Here is a 24,709-nt window from a genome sequence, read left to right on the forward strand (position 1 = left end):
CGGCGTCAAGCTCACCACGCTGCGCCCGGAACAGGCCGCGTACATCGGCGTCGACGTCGACGGCCCCTACAAGGCGGACCACTACCGCTACTGAAAGGGCGCGGCCCGGGCCGGACGCGACCGCCCGGGCTGCCGCCGCAGAAGGAGGACAGCGTGTACGACACCCGCCACGAAAGCCGCGAGGAGCACCTCCGCCTCGCCCCCTCGCGTCACGCCCGGTTTCTGACTCCGGTGCTCGCCCCACCGCTGCTTCTGGCAGGGGCGGACGAGGACGACGACGCCACGGAAGTGCACATCGTCCGCGGTATCGACTGACCCGGACGGCAGGCAGCAGCACGGGCGACGCCCGTAGGGGCGGTCCTGGAGGGGACCGCCCCTACGGGCGTCGCGGATCGCGGCAGGGCATCCGGGGATGCCGGGCTCAGGCCGCCTGGGACGAGGCGAGCACCTGGTTGACGACCTGCAGGTACTGGCGCGGGGTCTCGGCCTCTTCCAGGGCCTCCTCGTCGAGGGCGACGTCGTAGTCGCGCTCGATGGCACCGGTGACCTGCAGCAGCGCCAGCGAGTCGTAGTTGAGCTCGTCGAACGGCACGTCCAGCACATCGCCGTCCAGGTCGAAGGTGTCGCTGTCACCGGCGTTGGTGCGCAGCAGAACGACCAGGTCCTTTATGTCGAGGGGTTGCATGATGGTGACTCTCTCTCTTCTCGTGCCGGACACATTCAGCGGGTGAGTGGATCGGTGCGGGGGCTCGGGCGGTGTCACCCGACCGGGACGGCTCGCCGGCCCGGCATCAGTGGGCCGCCGTGCGGTGTGGCCGGTGTGGCGTGCCCGTCCTGGAAGGGCACGGTGGCCAGCCGCCGTACGACGCGGCCGGCCCGGCCGATGAGCCGGGGCAGCACGTCACCTCGTACGAAGAAGTGGTCACCGCGGACGGTGCGGGTCACCACCGGCCCGGCGGACCATCTGCGCCAGCCGTCGACCACCGGGGGCGGCGCCAGCGGGTCGCGGTCCCCCGCGACGGCCAGCAGCGGCACCGGTACCCGGCCACGGGTGCCGGCCGTGCTGCGGGCGAAGACCCGCAGCGCGTGCGCCAGGCGCAGGTCGTCGCGCAGCACCGGCAGCGCCGCCCGGTGCCAGTAGCCGTCCGGCTCGGCTCCGTCGGGCACGGCTCCCATGGCGTGGAGCCGGCGCAGCAGCCGGTCGTCGACGGTGCCGCACGCGTCGGAGAGTTCGCTGGGCTCGTCCGGCGGCGGGCAGGCCCCGAGGGCGAGCAGCGCGGGAAGGGGGCGTCCCTGTTCGTGCAGGGCCTGGGTGAGGGTGTGGGCCACCATGGCTCCCAGGCTGTGCCCGTACAGGATGAACGTCTGGCCGGGTTCGGGCCTGACCTGGTCCAGCAGTTCGGTGAGGAGTGCCGCCCGGTCCGTCAGGCGCGGTTCGCGGCGCCGCCGCTCACGGCCCGGCAGCAGAACGGGCACGGTCTCGACGTCGGGGCCGATGGTGCGGGCCCAGCCGTTGAAGGCGGAGACTCCGGCCCCCGCGTGTGCGAAGCAGTACAGCCGTACGGGTGGCGCTGTGTCCGCCATGTCCGCCCCTCCTTGGCCCCCTGGTGTGTTCACGGGCCCCATCAGGCTTGCCGACGGTGCTAGAGGCAGGCTCGACAGTCGCAGGCGGCCGCGCGCGTCAGGATGCGTACAGATCGAAGGTCGAGCCGCGGCGGGGACCTGCGGCCACGTCGAGCGCGGGGTCGACGGTGAGCATGGCCTGGTGCAGGCGCTGCAACTGGGGTGACGGCTCCACGCCCAGCTCCTCGATGAGCCGGATGCGCAGCTGCCGGTAGACGTCGAGTGCCGCGGCCTGCCGGCCGGACCGGTACAGGGCCACCATGGCCTGCGAGTGCAGACCCTCGTGCTGCGGGTGACGGACGACCAGGTCCTTGAGCTCGGCGAGCAGTTCGGTGTGCTTGCCCAGCCGGAGGTCGGCGTCGATGCGCCGCTCCACGGTGACCAGTCTGCTCTCCTCCAGACGGAGGGTCTCGATGGACAGGATCGAACCGACCCTTACGTCGACCAGTGCCGGGCCCTGCCACATGTCCAGCGCCTGGCGCAGCGTTTCGGCGGCGCGGGCGTCGTCACCGGCCTCGAAGGCCGCCCGTCCCGCGCAGACCAGCCGCTCGTACACGTGGGCGTCCACGCTTTCCCGCGGGATCTGCAGCAGGTAGCCGCCGTGCCGGGTGGCCAGCACCTCCTTGGCGCTGCGCGGCGAGTCGGGTCCCATTGCGGTGCCCAGTCGCCGGCGCAGTTGCAAGATGTACGTCTGCAGTGTGGTGAGGGCGCTGACCGGCGGGTCGGCTCCCCAGATCTCCTCCATCAGGGTCGGAACGGGCATGACACGGCCGGGATACAGCGCGAGCAGCGACAGGATCTGCCGGGGCTTGCTCGCCGTCGGCACCACTGAGACACCGCTGATCTCGGCGTTCAATGGGCCCAGTACCTGAATCCTCATGGTTTCTTTTCCCCCTTAGCGTCTTCTTCTCCCCGACTGCGTGTTCGAAGAGGCGGGTGCGCCTGACTGGCACCGTAACGGCCGAAAATCGGTGGCACCCGCATCCTTGAGCCCCTGTCGAGCACGCCTGCACTCGATTCATCGGGGCGCTGTTGCGGCGCTCGGGCGATCTGCTAGTGCTTAGCAGCTCATCCCACCGCCGACGCCAGCCGAGGCGCCTTTTCGGGGGTGTCCGCCGTCTGTTCCGGACCGGCCAGCAGGATGGAGCGCTGCAAGCGGCGCAGCGCCGCGGAGGGCTCGATGCCGAGCTCGCGCACGAGCGTGGTGCGCAGCCTGCGGTACACGTCGAGCGCCTCGCTGCGCCGTCCCGACCGCTGCAGCGCCAGCATGAACTGGGCGTGCAGGTTCTCGTGGGTGCGGTACTGGCTGACCAGCACGGTGAGTTCGGCGAGCAGCTCGCGGTGCCGGCCCAGCCGCAGGTCCGCCTCGATGCGCTGGTCGAGGGCGCACAGCCGGCTCTCCTGAAGGCGCCTGGACTCGATGTCCAGCTGGGAGCCCGACTGGACGTCGGCGAAGGGAGTGCCGGTCCACAGGCCGAGGGCCTCGCGCAGCAGCCGCGCGGCACGCGGGTGGTCGCCGGCGTCCATGGCCCGGTAGCCGAGACCGGCGAGTCGTTCGAAGTCGCGCACGTCGCTGGCCCCGCCCCGGGTGTTCAGCCGGTACCCGCTCGGGCAGGTCACCAGGACGTCCTTGGCGGTCACCGGGTCGGTGGTGTCCTGAGCGAGGGCGGCGGTTATGAGTTCGCGCAGCTGCAGCACGTACGTCTGCAACGTGGTGCGTGCGCTGCGCGGCGGTCGGTCCGCCCAGAGCTCCTCGACCAGCGCGGAAACGGGCACCACCTGGTCGGCGTGCAGCGCCAGCAGAGCGAGTACCTGCCGGGCCTTCGGCGCGGTGGGAGTGATGGAGACTCCACCCTCCCGCACTCCCAGGGCGCCCAGTACCTGAATGTCCACGCCAATCCCCCTGTCGTCCCGTCGGCGCAGTCGATCTCGCCTGAAAAGCGGGTAGGTCAACGATTGAAAAACAATCCAGGCGGTTTGTCAATATCAAACCGGCTGGATTGTTTAATTTCCCTGAGCGGATCTATATAGCTACTCTTCACCCAATTTGTCCGGTTTGATGCACAGAGCCAGGCTCGGTTCCGGTACGAAGAACCAGCATGCACAAGATGTTTTCACGGGGAGTAAAGAAACCCCTCGGACTCCGGCGGACCGTCGTGAGCCCGTCCGGGCAGCAGCACGGTCCACACCTGCTCCACCCGGTCCGCAGAGCGCCAGGCCTCGTCCTGAGCGGCCAGTACGCGCAGACCGACCGTCGCGGCGACGACGGTCGTCGCCATCGCACGCCAGGAGACGCCCTGGGCCAACTCACCCTCCTCCTCGGCCTGCTGCAGGACCTCATCCACCCAGGCCTGCCAGTGCCGGGAGAGGGCGGGACTTCCCTTGCGCGTGACATCGCCGTCCATCTGCAGTCCGGCCCGCACGACCACGTCGGTGGCGATGCGGGACATCAGTGCGCGCACCACGTCGGCCAGCAGCTCCAGCCGCGTCAGGCCCGGCCGCTGTTGCGCGGAGTCGATGATCTGCTCCACCGCCCGCGCCGCCTCGTCCTCCACGGCGCGGGCCAGCGCGTCCTTGTTCTCGAAGTGGAAGTGCAGGGCCCCCTTGCTCACGCCGGCCCGTTCGCTGATGACCGGAAGAGACGCCGGCACGTAGCCCTCGCCGGCGAAGGTCTCCGCCGCCGCCTGGATCAGCGCCCGGCGTGTCCGAGCGGCACGCTCCTGCTTTACCATCCGATCCTCCCTGGGTCGGTTTCGGGGACCGGCCTTGCAGCCCACGGCTCACCTCTTCACGCATGGCGCGCCGTTCATCGGAGACACACCCTACCTTATCAAACCGCATAGATGGTTTGTTTTAGGCGGGGAAAGATGCCCTGCCGGGCTGGTGGACGGGGACGGGTACGGCTACCCGCGCTGCGACGTCCGAGGCGGACAGGGCGGACAAGCGGAATGCTGCTCCGACACCGGCGGGAGCGTCACTTGCCGGCGCCTGCCAGGGACGAGGACCGCTCGCGCACCTCGGCTATGACGCGGGCTCCCCGGTCGGGGGCCGTGTCGAGCCTGACCAGGACGGCCGGCGCGGTGATGGCGGGCAGGATGTGGTTGAACAGCGCCGACATGCGCACCTCCAGGTCCGCCCAGCCGGCCATGGCCTGCGAGACGTACTGCACGCCGATCCACGCCCCGAGGAAGACCTGCGCGGTCTCCGCGGGCACGACGTGCGGGAGCACCTCGCCGCGCTCCTTGGCCTCGGTCAGGAAAGACGTGGTGACTTCGGTCCAGGCGGGCCATGCGCTGCCGAAGGCGTCACGGCTCTGCAGATCGGCGGAGAGCCGGACGCCCGCGAGCAGCATCGGCTCCTGCGGCAGGCGCTTGGCCAGGGTCATGCCCGCGTCCACCCACTCCTGCAGCTTCAACTCCCTGGACACGTGGTAGTCGTTGCTGATCTGCGCCTGCAGCACCCCTTGGGCCAGGGCCGCTTTGGAGTCGAAATGGAAGTACAGGGCGCCCTTGGTCACCCCGGCCCGGTTGAGGATTTCGCCGATCGTGGCTGCCGCGTACCCACGCTCTGCGAAGACTGCTGCGGCAGCCTCCAGAACAGCGCGCCGGGTCCGGACAGCTCGTTCCTGCTGCGCCATGGACCCTCCTCAAGCTGAAAATTAAACCAAACAGCTCGTACCTTACCGCATAGCGCCGCGGAAAAGAGCAGAGCGGGTACGTTTTGGTGGGACAAGGGCAAACGCGCGTGTCAAGGGGCGTGCGGGGCAGCCACGATCGGATGCCCCGGCCCTCCTGCCCGTCCGGGACGGCCGCTGCCGCCCCGGCGGTCACCAGGCGGTCCGTCCTCCGTCCACGGCCAAGGTCGCGCCGGTCACGAAGGACGCCCGGTCGCTGCACAGCCACGCGGCTGCTTCCGCGACCTCCTCCGGATCGGCCGCCCGCTGCTGCGGCGCCGAACGCAGGGCTTTTTCCTCGGCGTCGGGGTGGCGCGTGAACCACTCGTCGACCATCTCGGAGCGGGCGAGTCCGGGCGCTATCGCGTTGACCCGGATGTCGTGGGCGGCGTACTCGACCGCGGCCGCCTTCGTCAGGCCGATGACGGCGTGCTTGGAAGCGATGTACGGCGCGGCCACCGAGGAGGCGATCAGCCCGCCGACGCTGCTGGTGTTGACGATCGCGCCTCCCCCACAGGTGAGCATCGCGGCGATCTCGTGACGCAGGCAGTTCCACACGCCGCGCACGTTGGTGGCCATGACCTGTTCGTAGGAGTCGTCGTCCGTGAGGTGCAAGGGCGTCTTCTCGATGGCGGTCCCGGCGTTGTTGAAAGCCGCGTCGAGCCTGCCGTACCGGGCCATGGCGTGCTCGACCAGTGCCCGGGCGTCGTCGCCGCGCGAGACGTCGGCGACGACGTGACTGACCGTCGCGCCCTGCTCACGCAGGCAGTCGGCGAGTTCCCGGAGCCGTTCCTCGCGGCGCGCGGACAGCACCAGGCGGGCGCCCTGCCGGGCGAAGACGTGGGCGGCGGCCGCGCCGATACCGCTGCTGGCACCGGTGATGACCACGACCTTGTCCCTCAAGGGGGCGGCTGTGTCAGACATGTTCTGCTCCCGCCCGGCCTGGGGCGGCGCACGGCTCACCGTCCGGTCGGAAGATCCCCGTCGCCGCTTCGCCGTCCACGGTCCGCAGCAGTTCCTCGTCGATCTCCCGCAGGCCGCGCACGACGTGCCGTACGCCCATCCGCCGCATGAGGGAGTGCTGGTGCCCGTGCTCGAAGTCGCCGGGACGGCCGATGAAGGGAACGCCGAGCCGGCGTGCTTCTTCCGCGACCCTGGCCACGTCGTCGATGAACAGCACCCGGTCGTAGGGCAGCTGGAAGATCTCCCGGGTGATCTCCCGGATCCCGGGGCGGAAGCGGTCGGTGCACACATAGCCCGGACCGTCGAAGAAGTGGGCGAGGTGGCCGAGATGGCGGTCGAAGTGCGTCTTGTCCAGCCCGCCGTAGCACACCACCCGCAGTCCGAGCCCCCTCAGCCGGGTGAGCAGGTCGGCGGCGCCGTCGAGCACCCGGACCGGGGTGCGGGCCAGGTAGCGCTCGCGCTCCTGGAGGTAGAGGTCCAGCAGTTCCTGTGGGCTCAGCGTCACCTTCGCGGCCTCGGCGAACGTCCGGGCGGCCACGAGCTGGGACTGGGAGAACAGCCCGTACTCGACTTCGGCGGTGTACTCACCGCCCCGTTCGAGAACCATGTGCCGGATGACGGGGCTGAAGGTGTCGTTCAGCAGGACGCCGTCGATGTTCACCGCGGCGAGGCGAAGGTGGGGCAGCGTGGCGGGCATGTCGTTGTCCTCCTCGAAGGCGCGGCTCATCGCGGGGCACCCGGGGTGAGGACCACCGGAAGTTCGCGGTGGCCGCTGGAGATGAAGGACTCGAGAGGGCGCAGCTCCTGCGGGGGCACGGCCAGCCGAATGTGCGGGAAGCGGGCGAAGAGGGCCGGCAGGGCCGTGGTCACCTCGGTCATCGCCAGGGGCCGGCCCAGGCAGTGGTGCACCCCGTGTCCGAAGGCCAGATGGTCCCTGCTGGTCGGGCGGGTGGCGTCGAAGCTGTCCGCGTCCGGCCCGTGCTGTTCCGGATCGCGCCCGGCAGCCGCGAGGGACAGCAGGATGGCCTCGCCCTGGGCGATGCGTACGTCGCCGTAGTCGATGTCGTCGACCGCGAAGCGCAGCGGGATGTTGGCGACCGGCGCCTGGGAGCGCAGGGTCTCGTCCACCACCGCCTCCCAGGAGACGTCGCCTTGCCGGGCCAGACGCAGCTGTTCGGGGTGGGTGAGCAGGGCGGTGATCGCCTGGTCCAGGAGGTTGACGGTGGTCTCGTGACCGGCGCCGATGATCAGCAGCAGGGTGTCGACGAGCTCCTTCTCGGTGAGCCCCGAACCCTCCTCGTCCCGTACCGCGATGAGCTCGCTCGTCATGTCCGCTCCGGGAGAGCGCCGTTTGTCGTCCACGAGGCCGGTGAGCAGCGCGTACAGCTCCGCCTGGTTGGCCTGTGCCGCCTCGGAGGTGGTCGTCGTGGTGAACAGGACGTCCACCACCCGGTGCAGGTCCTGCCAGCCCGTTTCGTCGAGGCCGAGCAGCTCGGAGATGACCTGGATGGGCAGGGCGAAGCAGAACTCCTTGCGCAGGTCCACGACATGGCCGGGCGGGACGTTCGCCAGCCGCTCTATCAGCTCTGCGACGATCTGCGTGATCCTCGTCTGGAGCAGTGCGGTACGCCGTGCGGTGAAGGCCGGAGCCACCAGCCGGCGCAGCCGCCTGTGCTCCTCGCCGTAGGCGGTGAGCATGTTCCGTACCGAGACCCACATGGCCAGCGGCCACGAGTCGTCGACCTCTCCGCTCATCCAGGCGGGCCAGTGCCGGTAGGCGTCCTTGGACACCCGCGGGTCGGTCATCAGGCGCTTGATGAGCTCGTGCCGGGTGACCGCCCAGGCCGGCACCCCGCCCGGCAGGTGGACGCGGGCGGCCGGGCCACGCGCTCTGAGGCAGGCACCTTCGGTGTGGACGTCCCGACCACTGGGGTCCAGGACAGCAGGCACGGTTGGTTCTTCCATCGTTCGGCTTCCCCCTGAAGGCCGGTCGGATGATGCGGATTTCGAAGCGGGCTGTGCGAGTCGCGTGAGATATTGCCACGGCGGGACGTACCGGAAGCATAAATTCCAAAGAATGTGACGCCGGTCGGCTTCAGATCAACGGATCCAGTGCGCCGCTGCCCTGCATCTCTGGCCCTCACTTCCGGAACCACGGAATCCGAACCCCTTGACCGTTCTTTTGCCCGGGTTCCGATTGAGAATAAAACCGGTAGGTCCGTATCTTACATGACGGCTCTTTGACTTCCCGCCGTTCCCAGCACTCGCTCCGGGAGACGCAGATGTACCTGACTTGGCCTCAGACCGACCAACTGAGACCCGCTCTGCCCCGCCTGACCACCACGGTTCCCAAGGAGTACGTTCACCGGGCCTGCCTGGCCGAGGTCTTCCTCACCGGCTGCACCAAGCAGAGTGAGTCCCACTTCGCCCTCTCGGGGCAGTGGCCCCGGGCCCACACCTTCTTCCAGTCCGCCGACGGCACGGGACACGACCCGCTGCTGACTGCAGAGACGTTTCGCCAGGCCGGGCTGTTCCTCGCGCACGCCGAACTCGGCGTACCCCTCGGCCATCACTTCGTCATGTGGGAACTGGGGTTCAGCACGGAGCTCGACCGGCTGGAGATCGGCCACTCCCCCACCGACGTGGAACTGACCGCGACCTGCACGGACATCACCCGCCGGGGCAGCAGGGCCACCGGGTTCCGCATGGAGCTGTCCATACGGCGCGACGGCGAGGCGATCGCCGTCGGTGGTGGCCGGTTCACCGTCATCTCGCCCGCCGTCTACCGCCGGCTGCGCGGCACCCGGCTCACCTGCGACGCGAGCGCGCCGCGCGGGATCCCGCGCGAAACGCTGCCGCCGTCCGCCGTCGGGCGGGCCCGGGCCGCAGACGTGGTGCTGTCACCGGCAGACGGGCCGCACCGATGGCTGCTGAATCCGGACCCCACCCACCCGGTGCTGTTCGACCACACCGGCGACCATCACCCCGGCATGGTCCTGCTGGAGGCGGCGCGGCAAGCCGCGAGCGCGCTGGTGGCTCCCATGACGGTGGTGCCGTCCGCGATCTCCACCGTCTTCCACCGCTACGCGGAGCTGAACGAGCCGTGCGTCATCGAAGCGGTCTTCGCCGCGTCCCAGGAACACGACCAGGTGACCGTGGAAGTGACGGGACGCCAGAACGGCGAGCCGGTCTTCACGTCCGTCCTGACCGGTCTGCTCAGCTGACCACGACCGGCGTTCCGGCGCCGCCTCACCACTGTCCGTCAGGACGGCTCCCCGGCGGAGGGGCGGAGCACCCTGACGACAGTGCAGGCACCTTCAGGGACGACAGACGACACGCACATTGAGCACGTCCGGCGTGGGCCGCGGTACCGACGCACCGCGGCCCACGCGACGTTCACAGCGGCAGCCGTATGCCGAGCTCCCGCATCGCGGAGGACGGCGGGCCGCCCTCGGACCGCTCGGTCTTGCGTCCCTTGCTGCCCGGCGCCACGGTGCGCGGGTCCACGGCCTCGGCCGGCGCGGCGGTGGCGTACAGCCCCTCGGGGTCGGTGTCGCGATCGTGCGGCAGCAGCCAGAAGACCCGGCGGCGGAAGGTCCCCGAGGAACGGGACGGTTTGGCCTCGGGTCCCAGCAGGGCGTAGCCGACCATACGGCCGTCGCGATGGTAGGCGGGCCTGCCGCGCCGGGTCGGCAGCCGGTCCAGGCTCTGGCGGACGTAGTCGAGCCCTGCGACGTCCTCCAGCCAGACGAGGTCGACCTCGTGGGCGAGTTCGTCCTCTGCGATGAGGGCACTCATACCGTCTCCTCGTCGGCGACCAGACCGATGCCCGGGTAGTACTTCCGCTGGTTGGAAAGGATCATCCCCTTCGGAGACACCAGTCCTACCATTTCACGGACCCGGGCGGCGAAGGCACGTGCCGAGACGGCCGGCGCACCCTCCTGCTGACACCACGCCCGGTACACCGCGTAGAGCTGCGCCTGCTCCACGCGCAGCCCGGGCCGCAGGGTGCAGGACTCACCGAGGAACCGGCCGGTGTGGTCCTCGGTCTCGGCGTAGGCGGTCGTGGCGATACGCACCCGTTCGGGCCCGCTGAGGTCCTTCTGGCCGTTCAGGTAGCGCTGGGCGCCCGCGATGAGCCAGTTGAGGATGCCGGGACCCTCCTCGGTGACGAGGACGTCCGCCAGATTGTCGATCTTGCGGTGGTCGGCGACGACGCGCTCGAAGGGAATCAGCCGCATCCGGCGCCAGAAGGCGAAGCCGCCGGTGCCCACTTCGGGCCGGTGGTTGCCCAGCAGCCACAGCTTGTGCGTGGGCCGGAAGCTGAAGAAGTCCTGCCTCATGCGGCGCGCCTTGATGCGGTCACCGCCGGTCAGCAGTTTCACCCGCGCCTCGTCGAACCGGTCCCCCGGCTTGACCTCGCTGCACATGATGATCCGGCGGCCGTGGAGTTCGGCCAGGTCGGTGGGGTGTCCCTCGTAGGGGCGGGCCATGAGGAACCCGGGGGGCGCGGCGTCCGCGTAGTCGCCGATGAGCCTCATCACCACGTCGAGCAGCACCGACTTGCCGTTCTTGCCGGAGCCGAACAGGAACGGCATCACCTGCGCGCCGACATCGCCGGTGATGGAGTAACCCAGCAGCAGATGCAGGAAGTCGATCATCTCGGCGCCTTCCGGGCCGCCGCCGAAGGTGTCGGTGAGGAACCGGTCCCAGCGGGGCGTCGGCATCGACTCGGGGGCCGCGGTGGTGGAGCGGGAGTGGAAGTCCTTGTCGGGGTCCGGCGCGCGCAGCAGCCCGGTGCACAGGTCGACGATCCCGCCGGGCGTGCACAACGCGTACGGATCGGCGTCCAGCAGCGTCGCGTTGAGCACCATGCCGGGCGCGGACCTGGCCTGGGTGAGCATCGCGTTGATGCCGCTGGTGCTCAGGGCGCGGCGGCGGTGCTGCTGCAGCGCGGTCGCGCTGAACACGCCGCGCGGGTCCGTGGTGGCGATGGATTCCGCCAGGTCCCCGGCGGCCCACAACACCGTGTCGTCCTCGTCGACCTGCCAGCGGGTGCTGTCCCAGCGGAACCAGCCGAGTCCCGGCACGTGCCGGTAGTCGTTGGCGTAGAGACGCACGAAGAGCTTGGCGTTGCCACGATCGCTCAGCGTGTCGGGCAGCAGCCCGTCGGTGGTCGCCTCACCGGCGGGTCCGCCGGCGCCCTGCTCCTTCATACGGTTCCGGGGCGCGGACTGGGCCAGGATCTGGGCGGCGACCGTGGCGGCGTCGAAGAGGGTGTCGCCGTGGCCACGCGTCACCGGCGTCCTCCCGGGGAGAGCGGGCGGGCGCGGCCCGCGCTCAGGCCGCCGCGGATGACCGCGCGACAACGCCGCTCCTGCCCGGGCCGCGCCTGCAGCGCCGCTACCCACAGGATCCGCTCGGCCTCGTCGTCGTCCAGCAGGCCCCCGGCGACGAGCCCGCCGGCGGTGTACGCCGCCCGGTTGAGCTTCTCGGTGAATCCCGCTCCCTCCGGGACGGCACCACAAGCGGTCACCTCCGCCAGTACGGAGGCCAGGATCCGGCCTGCGCCACCGCGGCCGCCTCCTGCGGCGACGACGGCCTGCCGGGCGCGGGGCGGCACCGGCCGGCTCACGGACCGGCCGGGGGGCGGCAGATGGCCGGTGCGCTCCAGTTCCCGCGCGAGCCAGGCGGGCAGCGGTGCGGGCTCGCGTGCGGTGCCCACGGCCTCGTACGTGCCGGCCCCGGTCACGGTGCCCGGAGCGACGATGTACCCGCCGTGCGCCCGTACGTCGACCTGCCAGGCCAGTGCCCGTCCGCCACCGGAGCCCGAGGAGCACTGCCATCGACGCCCGCCCACGGCCCGGTACCACACGTGCAGGCCGCCGGAGGGCGTGCGCACCCGCAGCGTCGTCTCGTCGTCCGCGGGCGACGTCGCACCACGCAGCGCGGCCAGGACCCCGATCGTGTGGAAGCCGTCGGCGAGCCCGGTCAGGTCGACGGTCTCGGCGATGTCGATGCCGGGCAGCAGACGGTCACGTCCGGGCAACGGCCGGGGGTGGGCGTCGATGTCGATGACGACCAGCCCCGCGGGCCCGCAGGCGACCCCGACCCCGAACTCCGGATGGTCGTCCCACCACCGCTCGATGCGGGCGAGGTCCGCCGTGGCGGCCCGAAATCCGTGGCACCAGCGCCCAGCAGCCGGACAGCGGCATCCCCGGTACGTGTGCCCGGGCTCACGGCAGAGCCCGCAGTTGCCCGCGGGCGTCTTGCGTCCCGGGGCCAGCGGATGGACCGGCCAGCCGCGGCCGGCACACCACCGCGCGATGGCCTGGGAGTGCGAGGCGCCCGCTCCGGCAGCAGCGGACCGCAGTGAGTCGCTGCGCAAAACCCGCAGCTCATCGGTCATGTGTTCCCCCGTCAGCGACCGAAGCGACTCAAGGATGAGAACACAGTAGCGAAACGATGACAAAGGTGGGGCCAAGTGAGCGACAAAGCCATCCGGCACCGGCAGTTGACGCCAGCGACCCAAGAAACGCCCACGGCGACCGAGCACCCGTCGGTAGCTCCTCGGTTGCTTCAGAAAACCCCAGGTCGCAGCCTTGCCGCCGACGAAGGAGCGACTGAAGCGACTCAAGTCCCACCTATGACGTCTGTACGCGCACACGCATGCTTCCACGACCGTCCTCATATACCGGGCCGTGAGTCGCTTCAGTCGCTGCACGGCTCCGATGCCGGTCCTGACCTGTGCTTTTCCTGCTGCCAGGCAGCTACCGGGGCTCGACCCGGTAGCTCGTGGTGGGTCGCTGCTCATGAATCCGGCTCCGGCGTGGGGCACCCCGAGCGACTCAAGCGACTCTGCACCGATGCTGGACAGGAGCGTGCGGCGTCATGGCCGCCATCACCGCCGGGTGAGGTGCGCGCCGACCCGTGACCCTGTCCCGGGCGGTGCCCTGTCCCGGGCGGTGCCGCTGCTGCGGGCCTCGGGCGACCGCGTCGAACCGGCCCGCGCCTACGCCGATCTCGGCAAGGCCCTGGCCCTGGCTCTGGCCCTGCTCGGCGAGCCGTCCGCCGCAGCCGCCTTCCGGCGTCGTGCCGCGGACCTGGCGGGCCACTGCGGAGTCACGCCCCGCGCCGGCTCCCGGCCCGGGCCCACACCGGCGAACGCGGACCTCGTCAGGCAGCGAAGCCGATGTTGGTGACGTACTCGTACTGGCCCCATTCGGAGCCGAGGTCCACCACTGCGTCGTTGATCCAGGCGTCGTCCAGGGCCGTCATGTCGTCGTCGGCCCAGGCCTGGACGATACGGTCCCAGTGACGCACGTTCAGGGTGCGGAAGGACACCGCGCGCTGACGGGGCCCCAGGACCTGGGACTGATCGAGCGGGTGGAACTCCACCCGCGTGCCCCGGCCCGCACGATTGAGGCGCGCCAGCAGGTAGCGGGCCACGTTGTGCCGCCGCACCGCCCGGTACGCCGTCTCGATCCGCTCGAGGTTCTGCCTCGACGGACTGCGCCTGCCGTCCAGCCACGCCTTGAGGGTCCGGTCCGTCACCGTCAGGCCGGCCTCGCGCGCCGACTGCCGGGCATGCGGGGTACGCGTCAGGTAGTGCAGGCGCGCCAGCAGGCCCCGACGCGCTGTGACGGGGGTGGCGACGAAGTTGGCGAGCGCATCCAGCTGGCGGGCGACCGCCTCGTGGCCCTTGATGCCGCGGGCACCGTATCTGCCGAACTCGATGTTTCTATCCGGCACCTCGACTCCTCACCCCGTACACATGTGGCAAGGCCCTCACGCACACGTCTGCCGGTCCGAGAGTACAGGGCGCACCGGGGCCTCTCCGGGCTCGACCACCGGGCGGTCCCTCCAGGGGACGGGCGCTCGGCAGTCGCAGCGGGCAGACGCTGCCCATGCCCGGCACACCCGCCGCGGTGGAGCACCCGGAGGCCGGCAACCCGGCCGACACGGGCGGGCTATTACGCCGTAATAGCCCGCCACGCGCCGCACAGTTGGGACAACTGGTGTCGATTCGGGCACCGCGGCTGCGACGATGAGCACGACGCAACCCTGCCGAGGAACAAGGAAGTCGACCTAACTAACGCGTCAATGACACAAACGATCACGAGCGTTAGTAAGGTATCCCCATGAGTTCTCCAGCCTCCTCCGGCGATCGCGACAAGGTCGTCTCCAAGCTGCCGGGCCAGATCCGGCAGGACCTGAAAATCAGAGCCGCCCAGCACGGCGTCGAGATCCAGGCGGCCGTCGAACAGGGCATCAGGGACTGGTGCGCGCTCGCCTCGGCCACCGAAACCGTCGACACCGCGGGCGCCGACTCCTTCTCCACCTTCCTTCCGCCCGGCCAGTGGGAGACCTTCCGCCAGGTGGCCGCGGACCGCAACGTCTCCCTCATCCAGGGACTCGCCCAGTCGGTGAAGCTGTGGCTCGACTCCAACCCCGCGCCCGACGTCGAGCGGCCCGCCGTCACCCGCCGCATCATCGTCTGCAACCAGAAAGGCGGGGTGGGCAAGACCGCCATCACGGCCGGCGTCGGCGAGGCGCTCGCCGAGTCCCCCAACGCCCTGCACTCCGTCCGCGTGTCCAAGGCGCTCGCCAAGGCCCTGCGGGCGAGCGAGGCGCAGAACGAGGGCGAGGAGGCCGAGGACGAGCCCCTGGAGGTGGAGAACCTGCCCGGCCTGGGCATGCGGGTCCTGCTCGTGGACTTCGACCCCCAGTGCCACCTCACCAACCAACTCGGCGCCGCTCCCCTGCCGATGAACGGTGACAGCCTCACCAACCACATGGCGGGCGACCCCAAGGGCGATCTGCGCGACCTCATCGTGTCCATCGACGAGGAGACCTTCGGCGGCCGGCTCCATCTGCTGCCCGCCTGCAACGACGCCTTCCTCCTGGACGTGCGCCTGTCCGCCGTACGGGCCCGTGAGGCCGCGCTGGAGCGGGCCCTCGCCCCGCTGGAGGCGGACTACGACGTCATCATCGTCGACTGCCCGCCCAGCCTCGGCCTGAGCATGGACGCCGCCGCCTACTACGGCAGGCGCCGCGACGGCGAGAAGCCCGGGCAGTCCGGCGCCCTCATCGTGGTGCAGGCGGAGGACAGTTCCGCCGATGCCTACGAGCTGCTCACCACGCAGATCGACGACCTGCGCGACGACCTCCAGATCGACATCGGCTACCTCGGCATCGTCGTCAACCTCTACGACTCCCGCCGCGGTTACATCGCCACCTCCTCGCTCCAGGGCTGGGTCGACATAAAGGATCCGAGGGTGGTGGGACTGATCGGCGACCTGAAGGAACAGAAGGAAGCGGTCCGTATGAAGCAGCCACTGCTGTCCTACGCCCCCAGGTCCCAGCAGGCCATCGGAATGCGCGCACTGGCCCGGGAGATCTCATGAGCAAGGCCGACCAGCTGGGCGCCGGACGCTTCGGCGCCCGGCCCGTCAGCGCACGTCGGCAGGCCGTGGCGGCGGCGACCGGCGTACCGACCGACGGAGTCGCTCCCCCGAGCGAACTGCCCGTCCACCGCATCAGCCCCAATCCCGACAACCCCCGCTCGCAGCTGGGCGATCTCACGGATCTCGCGGGAAGCCTGAAGACGCACGGCCAGAAGCAGGCCATCACGGTCATGAACCGCGACGCCTATCTGGCGGCCAACCCGGACCGTGCGAACGATCTCGAGCCGAACGCCACGCACGTCGTCATCGACGGCAGCAGCCGCCTCGCCGCCGCCCGCGAAGCCGGCCTCGCCACCGTCAAGGTCATGGTGAGCGACGACCAGGGCAGCACGTCGGAGGAGCTCTTGGAGTCCGCGCTGGTGGCCAACATCCACCGGCAGGACCTCGAGGAACTCGACGAGGCCCGTGCTCTTCAGCGGCTGCTTGCCATCCACGGCAGCCAGACGGCCCTCGCCAAGCGACTGCACCGCTCGCAGGGCTGGGTCTCCCAGCGGCTGGCCCTGCTCACGCTCGTCCCCGAACTCCAGGCCCTGATCGGCCAGGAGCCCATCGACCTGCTGCGCGCCGTCGGCAACAAGCCGGCCGACCAGCAGATGGCGGCCCTCGAAGCGCTCAAGGCCGAACGCGCCCGCAAGGAAGCAGAGAAGGCGGCCCGCAAGGTTGCTCGCCAGGAGGAACCGCCGACCGGTCCCGGCCCGGCCGCGCAGGGCGACGCGTCCTCGTCCGGTGCCGCACAGACCACCGAGGCCGCCGACCCGAGCTTGCAGGCCCAACCGCCGACGGTGCCGGTGCAGGCGCCGCCGACCCCGGCGGACACCGTCGACCCGGTCCGGGCACGGCAGCCCCAGGCGGACCCGGTGCAGGCGCCACAGCCCCAGGCGGCCACCGTCGACCCGGTCCAGGCCTCCCCTGCCCCGGTGGACGTGCCTGAGCAGGGCCGGGAAGCCGCCCCGTTCGAGGCGTCCGACACCGTGTCACCGACCGTGCCGGCGAAGGCGTCTCAGCCGGTCGCCCCACCGCGCACGGCCGAGTCCGCTTCCGGCGGCAGTGAGTCGGCGGCCGCCAACGCGCGCCCGGCCCGACCCCTGCCGTACGACGAGCCCGGGTACATCGCGATGCTGCTGGACCAGAAGATCCCGAGCGACGACACGTTCTTCGACCTCATCGACTTCCTGAGCGTCAAGGCGCTTCAGCGCGACCCCGCCCGGCTCGCCGAGCTGGCGCAGCGCCTCGTGGACCAGATCGCCGCTCAGGTCGACTGACCGGTGGGCCGCCGTCCGCCCCGCTCCTCCCACGTGCCGGAGCGGGGCTCTGCCGTATGTCCGCCACCCGGGCGTGCGGGGACTCTTCGGCGCCCTTCCGCGCACGAGCGGCGTGCGGCCGGTGAGGCGGGCAGTGCCGTCAGCGGGACGGCGACCAGGTGCGCAGGAGGGCGGCGATCCTCCCGGCGGTGCAGGCGGGGTCGCGCAGGAGGTCGCGCAGCGCGATCGCGTCCTCGCGGGTGGGCTTGACCGGGATGCCGGAGGCTTCCAGATACATGACGCCCGTCGCCGCGGCCACGGCCATGTTGGAGCGCTCCAGCCAGCGGCAACGGCCCAGGACGTGCACCAGGGCGGCCGCACGGGCGTAGGGGCCGTCGTAGACGGGCTGGTCGAGGAGCTCGGCCCGGTGACAGGCGACGGCGGCCACGGGGACGCCGTAGTCGTCGGGGGCCGGGTCGTCCGCGCCCGCGAGTTCGGCGACCTGAAGGATCCAGGGGACGTCGATGTGGAGATCCATCAGGCGGCGTGGGCTCCCGCGGGACGCTGTCCGGCGTCTTCCGCCTCATCGAACAGCGCTTGGTGCTCGTCGAGGAAGCGGCGCGCCGCGTCCAGTCCCCGCCGGCGCATGCCGTCGGCGTCGTCCCGGACGAGGGACGCGATGTAGTCCCCCAGGCTCAGCCCCCGGTCCTTGGCGCGGGCCCTGGCCAGCTCCGCGATCTCGTCGTCGACTCGTGCGCCCAGCTGTGTCTTGGCCATACCGGGATGGTAACAGACGTTACCAAGCGTGTGGAGCGAACATCGATGCCGTGTGATCGTCACCTGTTTGAACGGTGACGAGAATGGCGCGCCCACCCTGGCCGACGGGACGGGAAGAGGCGAACTGCTAATCTCGGAGCGACGAAGACCGTGTATCGAGGAGTCGCAGACGTGGTGGGTGACGACGACATCTCCGGGTGAGATCCGGACCTGACGGCCACCGGCCGGTGCGCAGGAGCGCCGCCGACGTGGTCCTTTTCGTCGTACCCCTTTTCCTTCTCCACGTCTGCCCAGGGCAGAGGTGCATGCTCGCCATGCTCTGCCCTCAGTTCCTCACGAGGTTGCCTTCATGTCCGACGCTGCCATCGTCTGCTCGACCCTCTCCTTCGCCTGGCCGGACGACACCCCCGTCTTCCACGACCTGTCCTTCACCGTGACCACCGGCCGCACCGGCCTGGTCGCCCCCAACGGCTCCGGCAAGAGCACCCTGCTCAAGCTGATCGCCGGCGAACTCAAGCCCCTCACCGGCTCCTTGACGGTCAACGGCACGCTCGCCCACCTCCCGCAGAGCCTCCCCCTGACCGGGGACCTCACCGTCGCCGAAGTGCTCGGCGTGGCCGACGTGATCCGCGCGCTGGACGCCGTGGAGTCGGGGGACGTGAGCGAGGCGCACTTCGCCACCATCGGCGACGACTGGGACATCGAGGAGCGCACCCGCGCCCAGCTCGACCGCCTGGGCCTCGCCGGCCTCGCCCTGGACCGCAGCCTGAGCACGCTCAGCGGCGGCCAGGTCGTCTCCCTCGGCCTCGCCGCCCAGCTGCTCAAGCGCCCCGACGTACTGCTGCTCGACGAGCCGACCAACAACCTCGACCTGGAGGCCCGGCACAAGCTCTACGACGTGCTCGAGGACTTCAACGGCTGCCTGCTGCTGGTCAGCCACGACCGGGCGCTGCTCGACCGCATGGAGCGCATCGCCGAACTCGGCAGCAGCGAACTGCGCCTGTACGGCGGCAACTTCAGCGACTACGAGGAAGCCGTGCGCGCCGAGCAGGAGGTCGCCGAGAAGAACGTCCGCAACGCGGAGCAGGAACTCAAGCGGGAGAAGCGGGAGATGCAGCAGGCCCGCGAACGCGCCGAGCGCCGCGCGAGCAACGCCGCCAAGAACCTCAAGAACGCTGGGCTGCCGCGCATCTTCGCCGGCACCATGAAGCGGGGTGCTCAGGAGGCCGCCGGCAGGTCCGGCACGATGCACGCCTCCCGGGTCGGCGAGGCCAAGGCCCGCCTCGACGAGGCCGGGCGTGCCCTACGCGACGAACAGCGCCTCACCCTGGAACTGCCCGACACCCACGTGCCCGCCGGACGCAACCTCTTCCTCGGCGAGGGAATGCAGGTCCACCACGCCGGCCGGGCGGTGTTCGCCGGCCAGGGCGTCGACCTGAGTGTCCGCGGCCCCGAGCGCATCGCGCTGACCGGGCCGAACGGCGCGGGGAAGACCACCCTGCTGCGGCTGGTCACCGGCGACCTCACCCCGGACAGCGGGGAGATCAAGCGCAACGACGGCCGCATCGCCTATCTCTCGCAGCGCCTGGACCTGCTGGACGTGGACCGCACCGTCGCGGAGAACTTCGCCGCTTTCGCGCCCCGGCGGCCCGAGGCGGAGCGGATGAACCTGCTCGCCCGCTTCCTCTTCCGGGGCGCCCGGGCGCACCTGCCGGTCGGCGTGCTCTCCGGCGGCGAACGGCTGCGCGCCACCCTGGCCTGTGTGCTGTGCGCCGAACCGGCACCCCACCTGCTCCTGCTCGACGAGCCGACCAACAACCTCGACCTGGTCAGCGCGGGCCAGCTGGAGAGCGCGCTCAACTCCTACCAGGGCGCCTTCATGGTGGTCAGCCACGACGAGCGGTTCCTCGCCGCGATCGGAGTCGACCGCTGGCTGCGCCTGGCCGACGGCACACTCAAGGAGACCGGGGCCCCGGCGGTGTGAGCTCGGCGCAGAGGACCGGACCGGCAAGCGAAGGTCAACAGGCCGCAGCTGCACCCCCTGTCCCCGGAACTGAACGACCGAAAGCCGCCGCGCCGGACACCCGCCCAGCCGGGCTGTGGACCCGGCACGGCGGCCCGCCTGACCAGGTGACCAGGCTGACCAGGTATTCCTGCCCGAGCCGTGGACGATTCTTGCTCCCTCGACAGTCACCTGTCAGGATGGTGACGTGAACCTCGACCATGTTTTCGTATGCGGCCACCCGGCGCTCGACTTCGCGGCGACCCTGCGGGCGCGCCGCTCGACCCGGTTCGAGATGTTCGTGACCCCGGAACGGCTGAACGCCTGGTACCTGGAATCCGGACTCGTGGACACGATCACGCCCGCCGACGACGAAGACGTCCGGGCGGCGACCACCGTGCGCGAAGCCGTCTACCGCCTCGTCACCGACCGCCGCCTCGGTGAGGAGTTCGACGCCGAGGCGCTCACCGTCGTCAACGGCGCCGCCCGCGAGACCCCGGTGACGCCGCAGCTCACCAGGACCGGCCGGCACAACGAGGCGACCCCCGGGCAGGCCCTCGCGACCGTCGCACGCCAGGCCATCGAACTGCTCAGCGGCCCGGACGTCCCCCTGCTGAAGGAGTGCGGCAACCCGGAGTGCACCCGGATCTACATCGACCGCTCCCACGGCATGCGACGCCAGTGGTGCGGCATGGAGTCCTGCGGCAACAAGATCAAGGCCAAGGCCTACCGCGCCCGCAAGAAGACCGCCCCCGCCGCTCCCCCACGCTGACAGCCCCCTCCCTCGGCCCGGCAGCATGTGACACCGGCCGGGAAGGGACGCCCACAGCCTCGTCTGTTCCCCCTGCGAGGGCGCCCCCGCCACCCACAGGGCCTTGTCGGTGCCGGCCACGAACAGGCTCAGCCGCCCGTCCTGCCCGAGCGCGGCCGTGGGCCGGCCGACGAGCGCGCCGTCGAGGCTGACCGCGCTCTCGACGGACCGGTGGTCGTCGCTCTGCCCGGCCCGCCAGGCGGCGCCGTAGCTGCCGCGGCAGAAGGTCTGCACGGTGTCCCGGGCCGAAAGAATCGGGGCCAACCCAGAGGTCCGAGCCGTTTCGTCGCAGGCGTCAGTTCTTGCAGGACAGGGGCGGCTCGGCCGGTACATCCCGCACCAGGGCGCTGACGGTGTCGAGGTACTCCTTGGTCCGCCGGTCGCGGGAGAGCTGGTCGTACACCGGCTGCACCGTCTTGCGCAGTGCGGCCAATTGGGCCGGGTTCGCGGCGGCGAACTTCTGGCCCCGGGCGCAGAGGCTCTCCAGGGCCCTGTGCTCCTGTTCGCGCAAGTCCGCGCCGGCGCCGTGCACTGCTTGTCGCGCCGCGTCCTGCAACAGCTTGCGCTGGTCCTCGCCGAGCCGCTCGATGGCCTTGGTGTTGGCGACCAGGACGATGGGGCGCGGCCACAGAACGACGTTGGAGGTGCCGATCATCCCCGCTTCGTCGTAACGGCTGCCGTTGACAGAGACGAGCTGTTGCTCGAATCCGTCGAAACCGGCCACCGAGGCGCCCGCGCCGAACCATTGCGGTTTCGCTCCGAGGGCGCGAACGGTGGAGTCGGCGACCTTGGACTCCTGGATGCCGATCGTGCGTCCCTTGTAGTCCGCCGGACCCAGCAGGGGTGTCCCTGCGCCGAAGGGGCGGCGCAGGCTGCCCGGGAGCAGGCCCACGCCGGTGAGACCGTCGCCGTCGACCTCGCGGATCATGCGCTCGGCGACCGGTGCGCCGAGGACCTTCTCCTCGGCGTCGAAGCTGTTGATCAGCAGCGGCGCAGTCAGGGCGCCCAGGGAAGGCGCCCGACCGATGTCGAAGACCCGACTGCCGAGGGCGGCCAGGTCGACCCGTCCGGACTGCACGTCAGCAAGCAGTTGCTCCTCGAAGTCCGGTCCCTCCTCATGGTGGGCGTTGAACTCGGCGGAGATCTGGATCGAGTCGTGGGACAGTGTCCTCACGTTCTGCAGGAACGCGCGGAACTCGTCGCTCGCGCCCATCGGCGTCGCCAGCGACAGCACGACCGGCCCACCGGTGCCGCTGTCCTGCGTGTTGTTGGCAGGTTTTTCCGCGCTCGCTGTGCCGGAGCAGCCGACGGCGAGCAGAATCAGCCCGACGGCCGCGCTCAGTGCGGCACCTACCCTCGTACGTCGGGAACGCATGGCGTCACGCTTCCTTCTCGATGGGCCGCCCACAGCCTGACAAGTGAGTAGGCGCAGCGCAGACGCCTGGCTCACGGCCCGCCTGCTTCGACGGTAGGGGCCGGAGGCCTCGCACGCATCCGTATAGCCCGGAACACCCCTGAAGGGGTGGCCCCCCGGCTGTGGGTCTACGAATAAGCGAGCGGGCGGCCTGCGGAACCCAGGCCGGCAGACGCTCTACGCGGGCCTCCTGGAGGCCGCCCGGGCCGCGCCCACGTCGTTCAGGACTCGACGCCCACCCGGCTCAGGCGCTGCTCATGACCGACGCCGAACCCGCCGACTGGCTGGCCGCCCCCGTCCACGGCGCCCCCGTGGACGCTCCGACGCAGTCGGCCGACTGCCCCGCGTCCGCGGACACAGCGAGGCGTGGTCCTGCTCGGAGCCCTGTCCTCTTTGGGGGCCCGGACGCTGACGGAATCGAACATGCACCGCGACCAGTCCAGGCCGCCCCGGGCACCGAGGTCGTCCAGGACCAGGCCGGTGGAGTCGGCCCACACTCTGACCTTGGTTCACTTGGTGAACCCGGAAGGCGGTTCACCCCCGACAGCCGGAAGCCCGGAGGGAGTTGGCTCCACGTACAGCCCGAGGTCGCCACGAAGATGATCGCTGCCAGCACGCGCGACCTGGGCCCGCTCGGACGGCCGACCCTGCTCTCGCTCCTGGCCCCTCGGACTCAGGCAGCGGAGGATTCCGCTGTCTTGAGGCGGTCCGCGCGGCGAGCGCCGGCGACGCCCTCATCTCTCCGTCGATCACCCTGCGGCTGCTGCGCAACCTCGCCCCGGCCCGGAGGGCGACCGTGCCGAAGCCGAAACAACCGCTCTCGGAGCGCGAGATGGAAGTGACCCGAGCCATCGCGCGAGGTCGCACCAACCAGGAGATCGCCGCCGAGCTGTTCGTCTCGCTGAGCACAGTCAAAAGCCACCTGGCGTCGATCCAGAACAAGCTTCAGGTCCGCAACCGGGTCGAGATCGCGGCCTGGGCGTGGGAGAGCCGACTGATGGACAACGCCCAGCGACCGTCCTGAGCCCACGGTCTCCCCCACTCCGGTCCCCCACCCTCTCCCCCGCCGTCTCCCCGCTGCTCTCATTCCGTTGGGGAAGGTGCGCGCTATGCCCCGGGCCGGCCGTCACAGGAAGGCCGAGGCCGCCGGGCCGTGTCCCGACAGCACCGCGCTCCCCGCCCAACTCCACAGCTGCGTGTCGTCGGGCCATGTCCACTCCCCCGTGCTGTCCGCACGCGGGGCCGGCTGCTCGGCGTACACCGGGAGGGGTAGGTGTGCGGCCGCACGACGATGTGTGCGTTGCCACGGGGATGCGTACGCCTCGAAGGCCATGTCATGCCCTCACTCTTCGCTCGGCGGATCAGGCCGTGCCGGCCTTGATGGTGACGGGGATGTTGTCGCGCGTGGCCTTGGAGTACGGGCAGATCTGGTGGGCGGCGTGCGCCAACTCCTCGGCGGTGGCCTGGTCCACGCCGCCCAGAACGGGGCTGAGGACCGCGGAGAGGGAGAACTCGCCGTCGTCGCCGTGGGTGAGCGTGATCTCGGCCGTGATGGTGGTGCTGGTCAGCCGGATCTTGCGCAGGGTGGCGGCGCGGCGGAGGGCACCGAGGAAGCAAGCGGCCCAGCCGGCGGCCAGCAGTTGCTCGGGGTTGGTCGCCGTTCCGGCGCCGCCGAGCTCCTTGGGCAGGGCGAGACCGGTCTCCAACAGACCGTCGGAAGACCGAACGTGACCGCCGTTGCGGCCCTCTCCGTCGACGTCGACGGCGGCGGTGTAGCTGACTGCCATGACTGGTGCTCCCCATCTGGGTCGAGAAATCAGATCACATCCCGCACCGAGAGACGCTCGTTGCGTCACCGGTGGAGGCGGTGACGCAATCATGGCAGTGCTGTTCGTCACCGGTCAAGACGGTGACGCAATCTGGACGTGAGTCGCTCGAGCTATTACGGCGTAATAGCTCCGCCCGCCCCAGGCGGTGTCCGGGACGGGCGGCCGGTCAACTAGGCCTAGGGGTCCAGGGGGGTCTGTCTGTTGTGAAGGCGGATGCCACGCGGGAAAAACCGGGGCGGCCGCCGATATGGGCAGGCGGCAGCTGATCGACGGCATCCGGTGGCGCATCCGCGCCGGAACGCCCTGGCGCGACGTGGCCGAGCGATACGGCCCGCGGGACAGGGTCTACGACCTGTTCTGCCGATGGCAGCCGCAGTTCCGGCCGGGGCTCGAGATACGAGAAACCGCCGTCCGCTGGAAGCCACCTTGCTGGTCGCCGCCATCAACGACTGACTCTGACCAGCAGGGGCACAACAGAACCTAGCCCGCCTTCTCCTCGAGCCCCCGAGTGGTCGGCCGGTCGCGACCCCAGGCAGCCAGCGGCTGGAGTGCGTCGTTGAGACGCTTGCCGTCCTCGGTCAGCGAGTACTCGACGCGGGGCGGCACCTCCTCGTAGGAGACGCGGTGCACGACACCGTCCGCCTCCAGCTCACGCAGGTGAGAGGCCAGCACCTTCTCAGTGATCCCCGGAAGCAGTCGACGCAGTTCCCCGAAGCGACGGCAGGGGTGCTCGTGGAGCGCCCAGAGGATCAGCACCTTCCACTTGCCGCCGATCACCTCCATCGCGGTGTCGATCCCGCAGACGTGTCCGTCTGGCGTGCCCGGCCGGTTCAGCGTCGCCATGCCCCACCCTTCCGACGTGCTTGCTCACCCCGGGGTAACCACCCACCACCAAGTGCGTACTTGATC

At 70.5% G+C, this 24,709-nt stretch carries 28 protein-coding genes and 1 pseudogene; 10 read left to right on the forward strand and 19 right to left on the reverse strand.

The window, feature by feature from the left end:
* On the forward strand, window positions 1-94 hold a 94-nt coding region (locus tag ACZ67Q_RS38010), incomplete at its 5' end, for an adenosylhomocysteinase (protein WP_363269630.1).
* Between the two features lie 59 nt (window positions 95-153).
* Window positions 154-315, forward strand: a complete 162-nt coding sequence (locus ACZ67Q_RS38015; protein WP_471191785.1) for a hypothetical protein — start codon at window positions 154-156, stop codon at window positions 313-315.
* 106 nt (window positions 316-421) lie between these two features.
* Here the strand turns inward: ACZ67Q_RS38015 and ACZ67Q_RS38020 are convergent, their stop codons facing one another.
* The 9 genes from ACZ67Q_RS38020 to ACZ67Q_RS38060 form a co-directional block, all read right to left on the reverse strand.
* On the reverse strand, window positions 422-685 hold the full coding sequence (locus ACZ67Q_RS38020; protein WP_471191788.1) for a phosphopantetheine-binding protein: 264 nt from the start codon (window positions 683-685) through the stop codon (window positions 422-424).
* A gap of 74 nt (window positions 686-759) precedes the next feature.
* Complete coding sequence (locus ACZ67Q_RS38025) at window positions 760-1,584, reverse strand: thioesterase II family protein (RefSeq protein WP_471191791.1); 825 nt, start codon at window positions 1,582-1,584, stop codon at window positions 760-762.
* Window positions 1,585-1,681: 97 nt separating this feature from the next.
* Window positions 1,682-2,503 (reverse strand): AfsR/SARP family transcriptional regulator, encoded by an 822-nt coding sequence (locus tag ACZ67Q_RS38030; RefSeq protein WP_471191794.1) that lies wholly within the window; start codon window positions 2,501-2,503, stop codon window positions 1,682-1,684.
* A 188-nt stretch (window positions 2,504-2,691) separates the two neighbouring features.
* A complete protein-coding gene (locus ACZ67Q_RS38035) occupies window positions 2,692-3,516 on the reverse strand; it encodes an AfsR/SARP family transcriptional regulator (protein ID WP_471191797.1) in 825 nt (274 codons plus the stop codon).
* Between the two features lie 221 nt (window positions 3,517-3,737).
* Entirely contained in the window at window positions 3,738-4,355 is a 618-nt protein-coding gene (locus ACZ67Q_RS38040; RefSeq protein ID WP_471191800.1) for a ScbR family autoregulator-binding transcription factor, read from the reverse strand.
* 242 nt (window positions 4,356-4,597) lie between these two features.
* Window positions 4,598-5,260: a ScbR family autoregulator-binding transcription factor gene (locus ACZ67Q_RS38045; RefSeq protein WP_471191803.1), complete on the reverse strand. Its 663-nt coding sequence runs from the start codon at window positions 5,258-5,260 to the stop codon at window positions 4,598-4,600.
* Between the two features lie 189 nt (window positions 5,261-5,449).
* On the reverse strand, window positions 5,450-6,220 hold the full coding sequence (locus tag ACZ67Q_RS38050; protein WP_471191806.1) for an SDR family NAD(P)-dependent oxidoreductase: 771 nt from the start codon (window positions 6,218-6,220) through the stop codon (window positions 5,450-5,452).
* Entirely contained in the window at window positions 6,213-6,956 is a 744-nt protein-coding gene (locus ACZ67Q_RS38055; protein ID WP_471191903.1) for an HAD family hydrolase, read from the reverse strand. The genes ACZ67Q_RS38050 and ACZ67Q_RS38055 overlap by 8 nt, the downstream gene beginning before the upstream one ends.
* 26 nt (window positions 6,957-6,982) lie before the next feature.
* Window positions 6,983-8,224, reverse strand: a complete 1,242-nt coding sequence (locus tag ACZ67Q_RS38060) for a cytochrome P450 family protein (protein ID WP_471191809.1) — start codon at window positions 8,222-8,224, stop codon at window positions 6,983-6,985.
* Between the two features lie 317 nt (window positions 8,225-8,541).
* Between ACZ67Q_RS38060 and ACZ67Q_RS38065 the strand changes: the two genes are divergently transcribed.
* Complete coding sequence (locus tag ACZ67Q_RS38065) at window positions 8,542-9,483, forward strand: ScbA/BarX family gamma-butyrolactone biosynthesis protein (protein ID WP_471191812.1); 942 nt, start codon at window positions 8,542-8,544, stop codon at window positions 9,481-9,483.
* A gap of 172 nt (window positions 9,484-9,655) precedes the next feature.
* Here ACZ67Q_RS38065 and ACZ67Q_RS38070 read toward each other — a convergent pair whose 3' ends face one another.
* The 3 genes from ACZ67Q_RS38070 to ACZ67Q_RS38080 all read right to left on the reverse strand — a co-directional run bounded on the left by ACZ67Q_RS38070 (window position 9,656) and on the right by ACZ67Q_RS38080 (window position 12,668).
* Window positions 9,656-10,057, reverse strand: coding sequence for a DUF6009 family protein (locus ACZ67Q_RS38070; protein ID WP_471191815.1), 402 nt, complete (start codon window positions 10,055-10,057; stop codon window positions 9,656-9,658).
* Window positions 10,054-11,475: a DNA primase family protein gene (locus ACZ67Q_RS38075; protein ID WP_471191906.1), complete on the reverse strand. Its 1,422-nt coding sequence runs from the start codon at window positions 11,473-11,475 to the stop codon at window positions 10,054-10,056. The genes ACZ67Q_RS38070 and ACZ67Q_RS38075 overlap by 4 nt, the downstream gene beginning before the upstream one ends.
* An 80-nt stretch (window positions 11,476-11,555) precedes the next feature.
* Window positions 11,556-12,668, reverse strand: coding sequence for a bifunctional DNA primase/polymerase (locus ACZ67Q_RS38080; RefSeq protein WP_471191818.1), 1,113 nt, complete (start codon window positions 12,666-12,668; stop codon window positions 11,556-11,558).
* 457 nt (window positions 12,669-13,125) lie between these two features.
* On the opposite strand from ACZ67Q_RS38080, the gene ACZ67Q_RS38085 reads away from it, so the two are divergent.
* Window positions 13,126-13,461 (forward strand): hypothetical protein, encoded by a 336-nt coding sequence (locus ACZ67Q_RS38085; RefSeq protein ID WP_471191821.1) that lies wholly within the window; start codon window positions 13,126-13,128, stop codon window positions 13,459-13,461.
* On the opposite strand, the gene ACZ67Q_RS38090 is transcribed toward ACZ67Q_RS38085, so the two are convergent.
* Complete coding sequence (locus tag ACZ67Q_RS38090) at window positions 13,436-14,011, reverse strand: transcriptional regulator (RefSeq protein ID WP_471191824.1); 576 nt, start codon at window positions 14,009-14,011, stop codon at window positions 13,436-13,438. The two genes, ACZ67Q_RS38085 and ACZ67Q_RS38090, sit on opposite strands and share 26 nt — an antisense overlap.
* A 389-nt stretch (window positions 14,012-14,400) precedes the next feature.
* On the opposite strand from ACZ67Q_RS38090, the gene ACZ67Q_RS38095 reads away from it, so the two are divergent.
* Together ACZ67Q_RS38095 and ACZ67Q_RS38100 are read left to right on the forward strand one after the other, a co-directional pair.
* Window positions 14,401-15,666, forward strand: a complete 1,266-nt coding sequence (locus ACZ67Q_RS38095; protein WP_471191827.1) for a ParA family protein — start codon at window positions 14,401-14,403, stop codon at window positions 15,664-15,666.
* Window positions 15,663-16,988 (forward strand): ParB/RepB/Spo0J family partition protein, encoded by a 1,326-nt coding sequence (locus tag ACZ67Q_RS38100; RefSeq protein WP_471191830.1) that lies wholly within the window; start codon window positions 15,663-15,665, stop codon window positions 16,986-16,988. Before ACZ67Q_RS38095 ends, ACZ67Q_RS38100 begins: the two co-directional genes overlap by 4 nt.
* A 139-nt stretch (window positions 16,989-17,127) precedes the next feature.
* Here ACZ67Q_RS38100 and ACZ67Q_RS38105 read toward each other — a convergent pair whose 3' ends face one another.
* Window positions 17,128-17,505 (reverse strand): fic family toxin-antitoxin system, toxin component, encoded by a 378-nt coding sequence (locus ACZ67Q_RS38105; RefSeq protein ID WP_361621160.1) that lies wholly within the window; start codon window positions 17,503-17,505, stop codon window positions 17,128-17,130.
* Entirely contained in the window at window positions 17,505-17,744 is a 240-nt protein-coding gene (locus tag ACZ67Q_RS38110; protein WP_471191833.1) for a hypothetical protein, read from the reverse strand. The genes ACZ67Q_RS38105 and ACZ67Q_RS38110 overlap by 1 nt, the downstream gene beginning before the upstream one ends.
* A gap of 349 nt (window positions 17,745-18,093) precedes the next feature.
* Here ACZ67Q_RS38110 and abc-f point away from each other — a divergent pair, with 349 nt between their 5' ends.
* Window positions 18,094-19,728 (forward strand): ribosomal protection-like ABC-F family protein, encoded by a 1,635-nt coding sequence (gene abc-f / locus ACZ67Q_RS38115; RefSeq protein WP_471191835.1) that lies wholly within the window; start codon window positions 18,094-18,096, stop codon window positions 19,726-19,728.
* A 226-nt stretch (window positions 19,729-19,954) separates the two neighbouring features.
* Window positions 19,955-20,518 carry a CGNR zinc finger domain-containing protein gene (locus ACZ67Q_RS38120; RefSeq protein WP_471191838.1) on the forward strand — a complete coding sequence of 188 codons (564 nt, stop codon included), beginning with the start codon at window positions 19,955-19,957 and terminating at the stop codon, window positions 20,516-20,518.
* A gap of 48 nt (window positions 20,519-20,566) precedes the next feature.
* Here ACZ67Q_RS38120 and ACZ67Q_RS38125 read toward each other — a convergent pair.
* A pseudogene (locus tag ACZ67Q_RS38125) lies at window positions 20,567-20,890 on the reverse strand (DUF8189 domain-containing protein); the annotation flags it as partial.
* Entirely contained in the window at window positions 20,853-21,932 is a 1,080-nt protein-coding gene (locus ACZ67Q_RS38130; RefSeq protein WP_471191840.1) for a TRAP transporter substrate-binding protein, read from the reverse strand. The pseudogene ACZ67Q_RS38125 and the gene ACZ67Q_RS38130, both read right to left, overlap by 38 nt.
* 835 nt (window positions 21,933-22,767) lie before the next feature.
* Here ACZ67Q_RS38130 and ACZ67Q_RS38135 point away from each other — a divergent pair.
* Window positions 22,768-22,995 carry a response regulator transcription factor gene (locus tag ACZ67Q_RS38135; protein WP_471191843.1) on the forward strand — a complete coding sequence of 76 codons (228 nt, stop codon included), beginning with the start codon at window positions 22,768-22,770 and terminating at the stop codon, window positions 22,993-22,995.
* A gap of 337 nt (window positions 22,996-23,332) precedes the next feature.
* On the opposite strand, the gene ACZ67Q_RS38140 is transcribed toward ACZ67Q_RS38135, so the two are convergent.
* Window positions 23,333-23,758 (reverse strand): organic hydroperoxide resistance protein, encoded by a 426-nt coding sequence (locus ACZ67Q_RS38140; protein WP_471191846.1) that lies wholly within the window; start codon window positions 23,756-23,758, stop codon window positions 23,333-23,335.
* A 289-nt stretch (window positions 23,759-24,047) separates the two neighbouring features.
* Between ACZ67Q_RS38140 and ACZ67Q_RS38145 the strand changes: the two genes are divergently transcribed.
* Complete coding sequence (locus ACZ67Q_RS38145) at window positions 24,048-24,284, forward strand: transposase (protein ID WP_471191849.1); 237 nt, start codon at window positions 24,048-24,050, stop codon at window positions 24,282-24,284.
* Here the strand turns inward: ACZ67Q_RS38145 and ACZ67Q_RS38150 are convergent.
* Window positions 24,281-24,643 carry a winged helix-turn-helix transcriptional regulator gene (locus tag ACZ67Q_RS38150; RefSeq protein ID WP_471191852.1) on the reverse strand — a complete coding sequence of 121 codons (363 nt, stop codon included), beginning with the start codon at window positions 24,641-24,643 and terminating at the stop codon, window positions 24,281-24,283. The genes ACZ67Q_RS38145 and ACZ67Q_RS38150 overlap by 4 nt on opposite strands.
* Window positions 24,644-24,709 lie beyond the last annotated feature (66 nt).

The sequence above is a fragment of the Streptomyces sp. NPDC036813 genome (assembly GCF_055609245.1).

What these genes read in the sequence shown, in the direction of transcription:
- ACZ67Q_RS38145 (WP_471191849.1), top strand. Translation starts at nt 24,048, where the DNA reads ATGGGCAGGCGGCAGCTGATCGACGGCATCCGGTGGCGCATCCGCGCC.
- ACZ67Q_RS38085 (WP_471191821.1), top strand. Translation starts at nt 13,126, where the DNA reads ATGCTGGACAGGAGCGTGCGGCGTCATGGCCGCCATCACCGCCGGGTG.
- ACZ67Q_RS38045 (WP_471191803.1), bottom strand. Translation starts at nt 5,260, where the DNA reads ATGGCGCAGCAGGAACGAGCTGTCCGGACCCGGCGCGCTGTTCTGGAG.
- ACZ67Q_RS38105 (WP_361621160.1), bottom strand. Translation starts at nt 17,505, where the DNA reads ATGGATCTCCACATCGACGTCCCCTGGATCCTTCAGGTCGCCGAACTC.
- ACZ67Q_RS38150 (WP_471191852.1), bottom strand. Translation starts at nt 24,643, where the DNA reads ATGGCGACGCTGAACCGGCCGGGCACGCCAGACGGACACGTCTGCGGG.
- ACZ67Q_RS38020 (WP_471191788.1), bottom strand. Translation starts at nt 685, where the DNA reads ATGCAACCCCTCGACATAAAGGACCTGGTCGTTCTGCTGCGCACCAAC.
- ACZ67Q_RS38055 (WP_471191903.1), bottom strand. Translation starts at nt 6,956, where the DNA reads ATGCCCGCCACGCTGCCCCACCTTCGCCTCGCCGCGGTGAACATCGAC.
- ACZ67Q_RS38080 (WP_471191818.1), bottom strand. Translation starts at nt 12,668, where the DNA reads ATGACCGATGAGCTGCGGGTTTTGCGCAGCGACTCACTGCGGTCCGCT.
- ACZ67Q_RS38040 (WP_471191800.1), bottom strand. Translation starts at nt 4,355, where the DNA reads ATGGTAAAGCAGGAGCGTGCCGCTCGGACACGCCGGGCGCTGATCCAG.
- ACZ67Q_RS38130 (WP_471191840.1), bottom strand. Translation starts at nt 21,932, where the DNA reads ATGCGTTCCCGACGTACGAGGGTAGGTGCCGCACTGAGCGCGGCCGTC.
- ACZ67Q_RS38140 (WP_471191846.1), bottom strand. Translation starts at nt 23,758, where the DNA reads ATGGCAGTCAGCTACACCGCCGCCGTCGACGTCGACGGAGAGGGCCGC.
- ACZ67Q_RS38050 (WP_471191806.1), bottom strand. Translation starts at nt 6,220, where the DNA reads ATGTCTGACACAGCCGCCCCCTTGAGGGACAAGGTCGTGGTCATCACC.
- ACZ67Q_RS38025 (WP_471191791.1), bottom strand. Translation starts at nt 1,584, where the DNA reads ATGGCGGACACAGCGCCACCCGTACGGCTGTACTGCTTCGCACACGCG.
- ACZ67Q_RS38110 (WP_471191833.1), bottom strand. Translation starts at nt 17,744, where the DNA reads ATGGCCAAGACACAGCTGGGCGCACGAGTCGACGACGAGATCGCGGAG.
- ACZ67Q_RS38070 (WP_471191815.1), bottom strand. Translation starts at nt 10,057, where the DNA reads ATGAGTGCCCTCATCGCAGAGGACGAACTCGCCCACGAGGTCGACCTC.
- ACZ67Q_RS38100 (WP_471191830.1), top strand. Translation starts at nt 15,663, where the DNA reads ATGAGCAAGGCCGACCAGCTGGGCGCCGGACGCTTCGGCGCCCGGCCC.
- ACZ67Q_RS38065 (WP_471191812.1), top strand. Translation starts at nt 8,542, where the DNA reads ATGTACCTGACTTGGCCTCAGACCGACCAACTGAGACCCGCTCTGCCC.
- ACZ67Q_RS38060 (WP_471191809.1), bottom strand. Translation starts at nt 8,224, where the DNA reads ATGGAAGAACCAACCGTGCCTGCTGTCCTGGACCCCAGTGGTCGGGAC.
- abc-f (WP_471191835.1), top strand. Translation starts at nt 18,094, where the DNA reads ATGTCCGACGCTGCCATCGTCTGCTCGACCCTCTCCTTCGCCTGGCCG.
- ACZ67Q_RS38030 (WP_471191794.1), bottom strand. Translation starts at nt 2,503, where the DNA reads ATGAGGATTCAGGTACTGGGCCCATTGAACGCCGAGATCAGCGGTGTC.
- ACZ67Q_RS38095 (WP_471191827.1), top strand. Translation starts at nt 14,401, where the DNA reads ATGAGTTCTCCAGCCTCCTCCGGCGATCGCGACAAGGTCGTCTCCAAG.
- ACZ67Q_RS38075 (WP_471191906.1), bottom strand. Translation starts at nt 11,475, where the DNA reads ATGAAGGAGCAGGGCGCCGGCGGACCCGCCGGTGAGGCGACCACCGAC.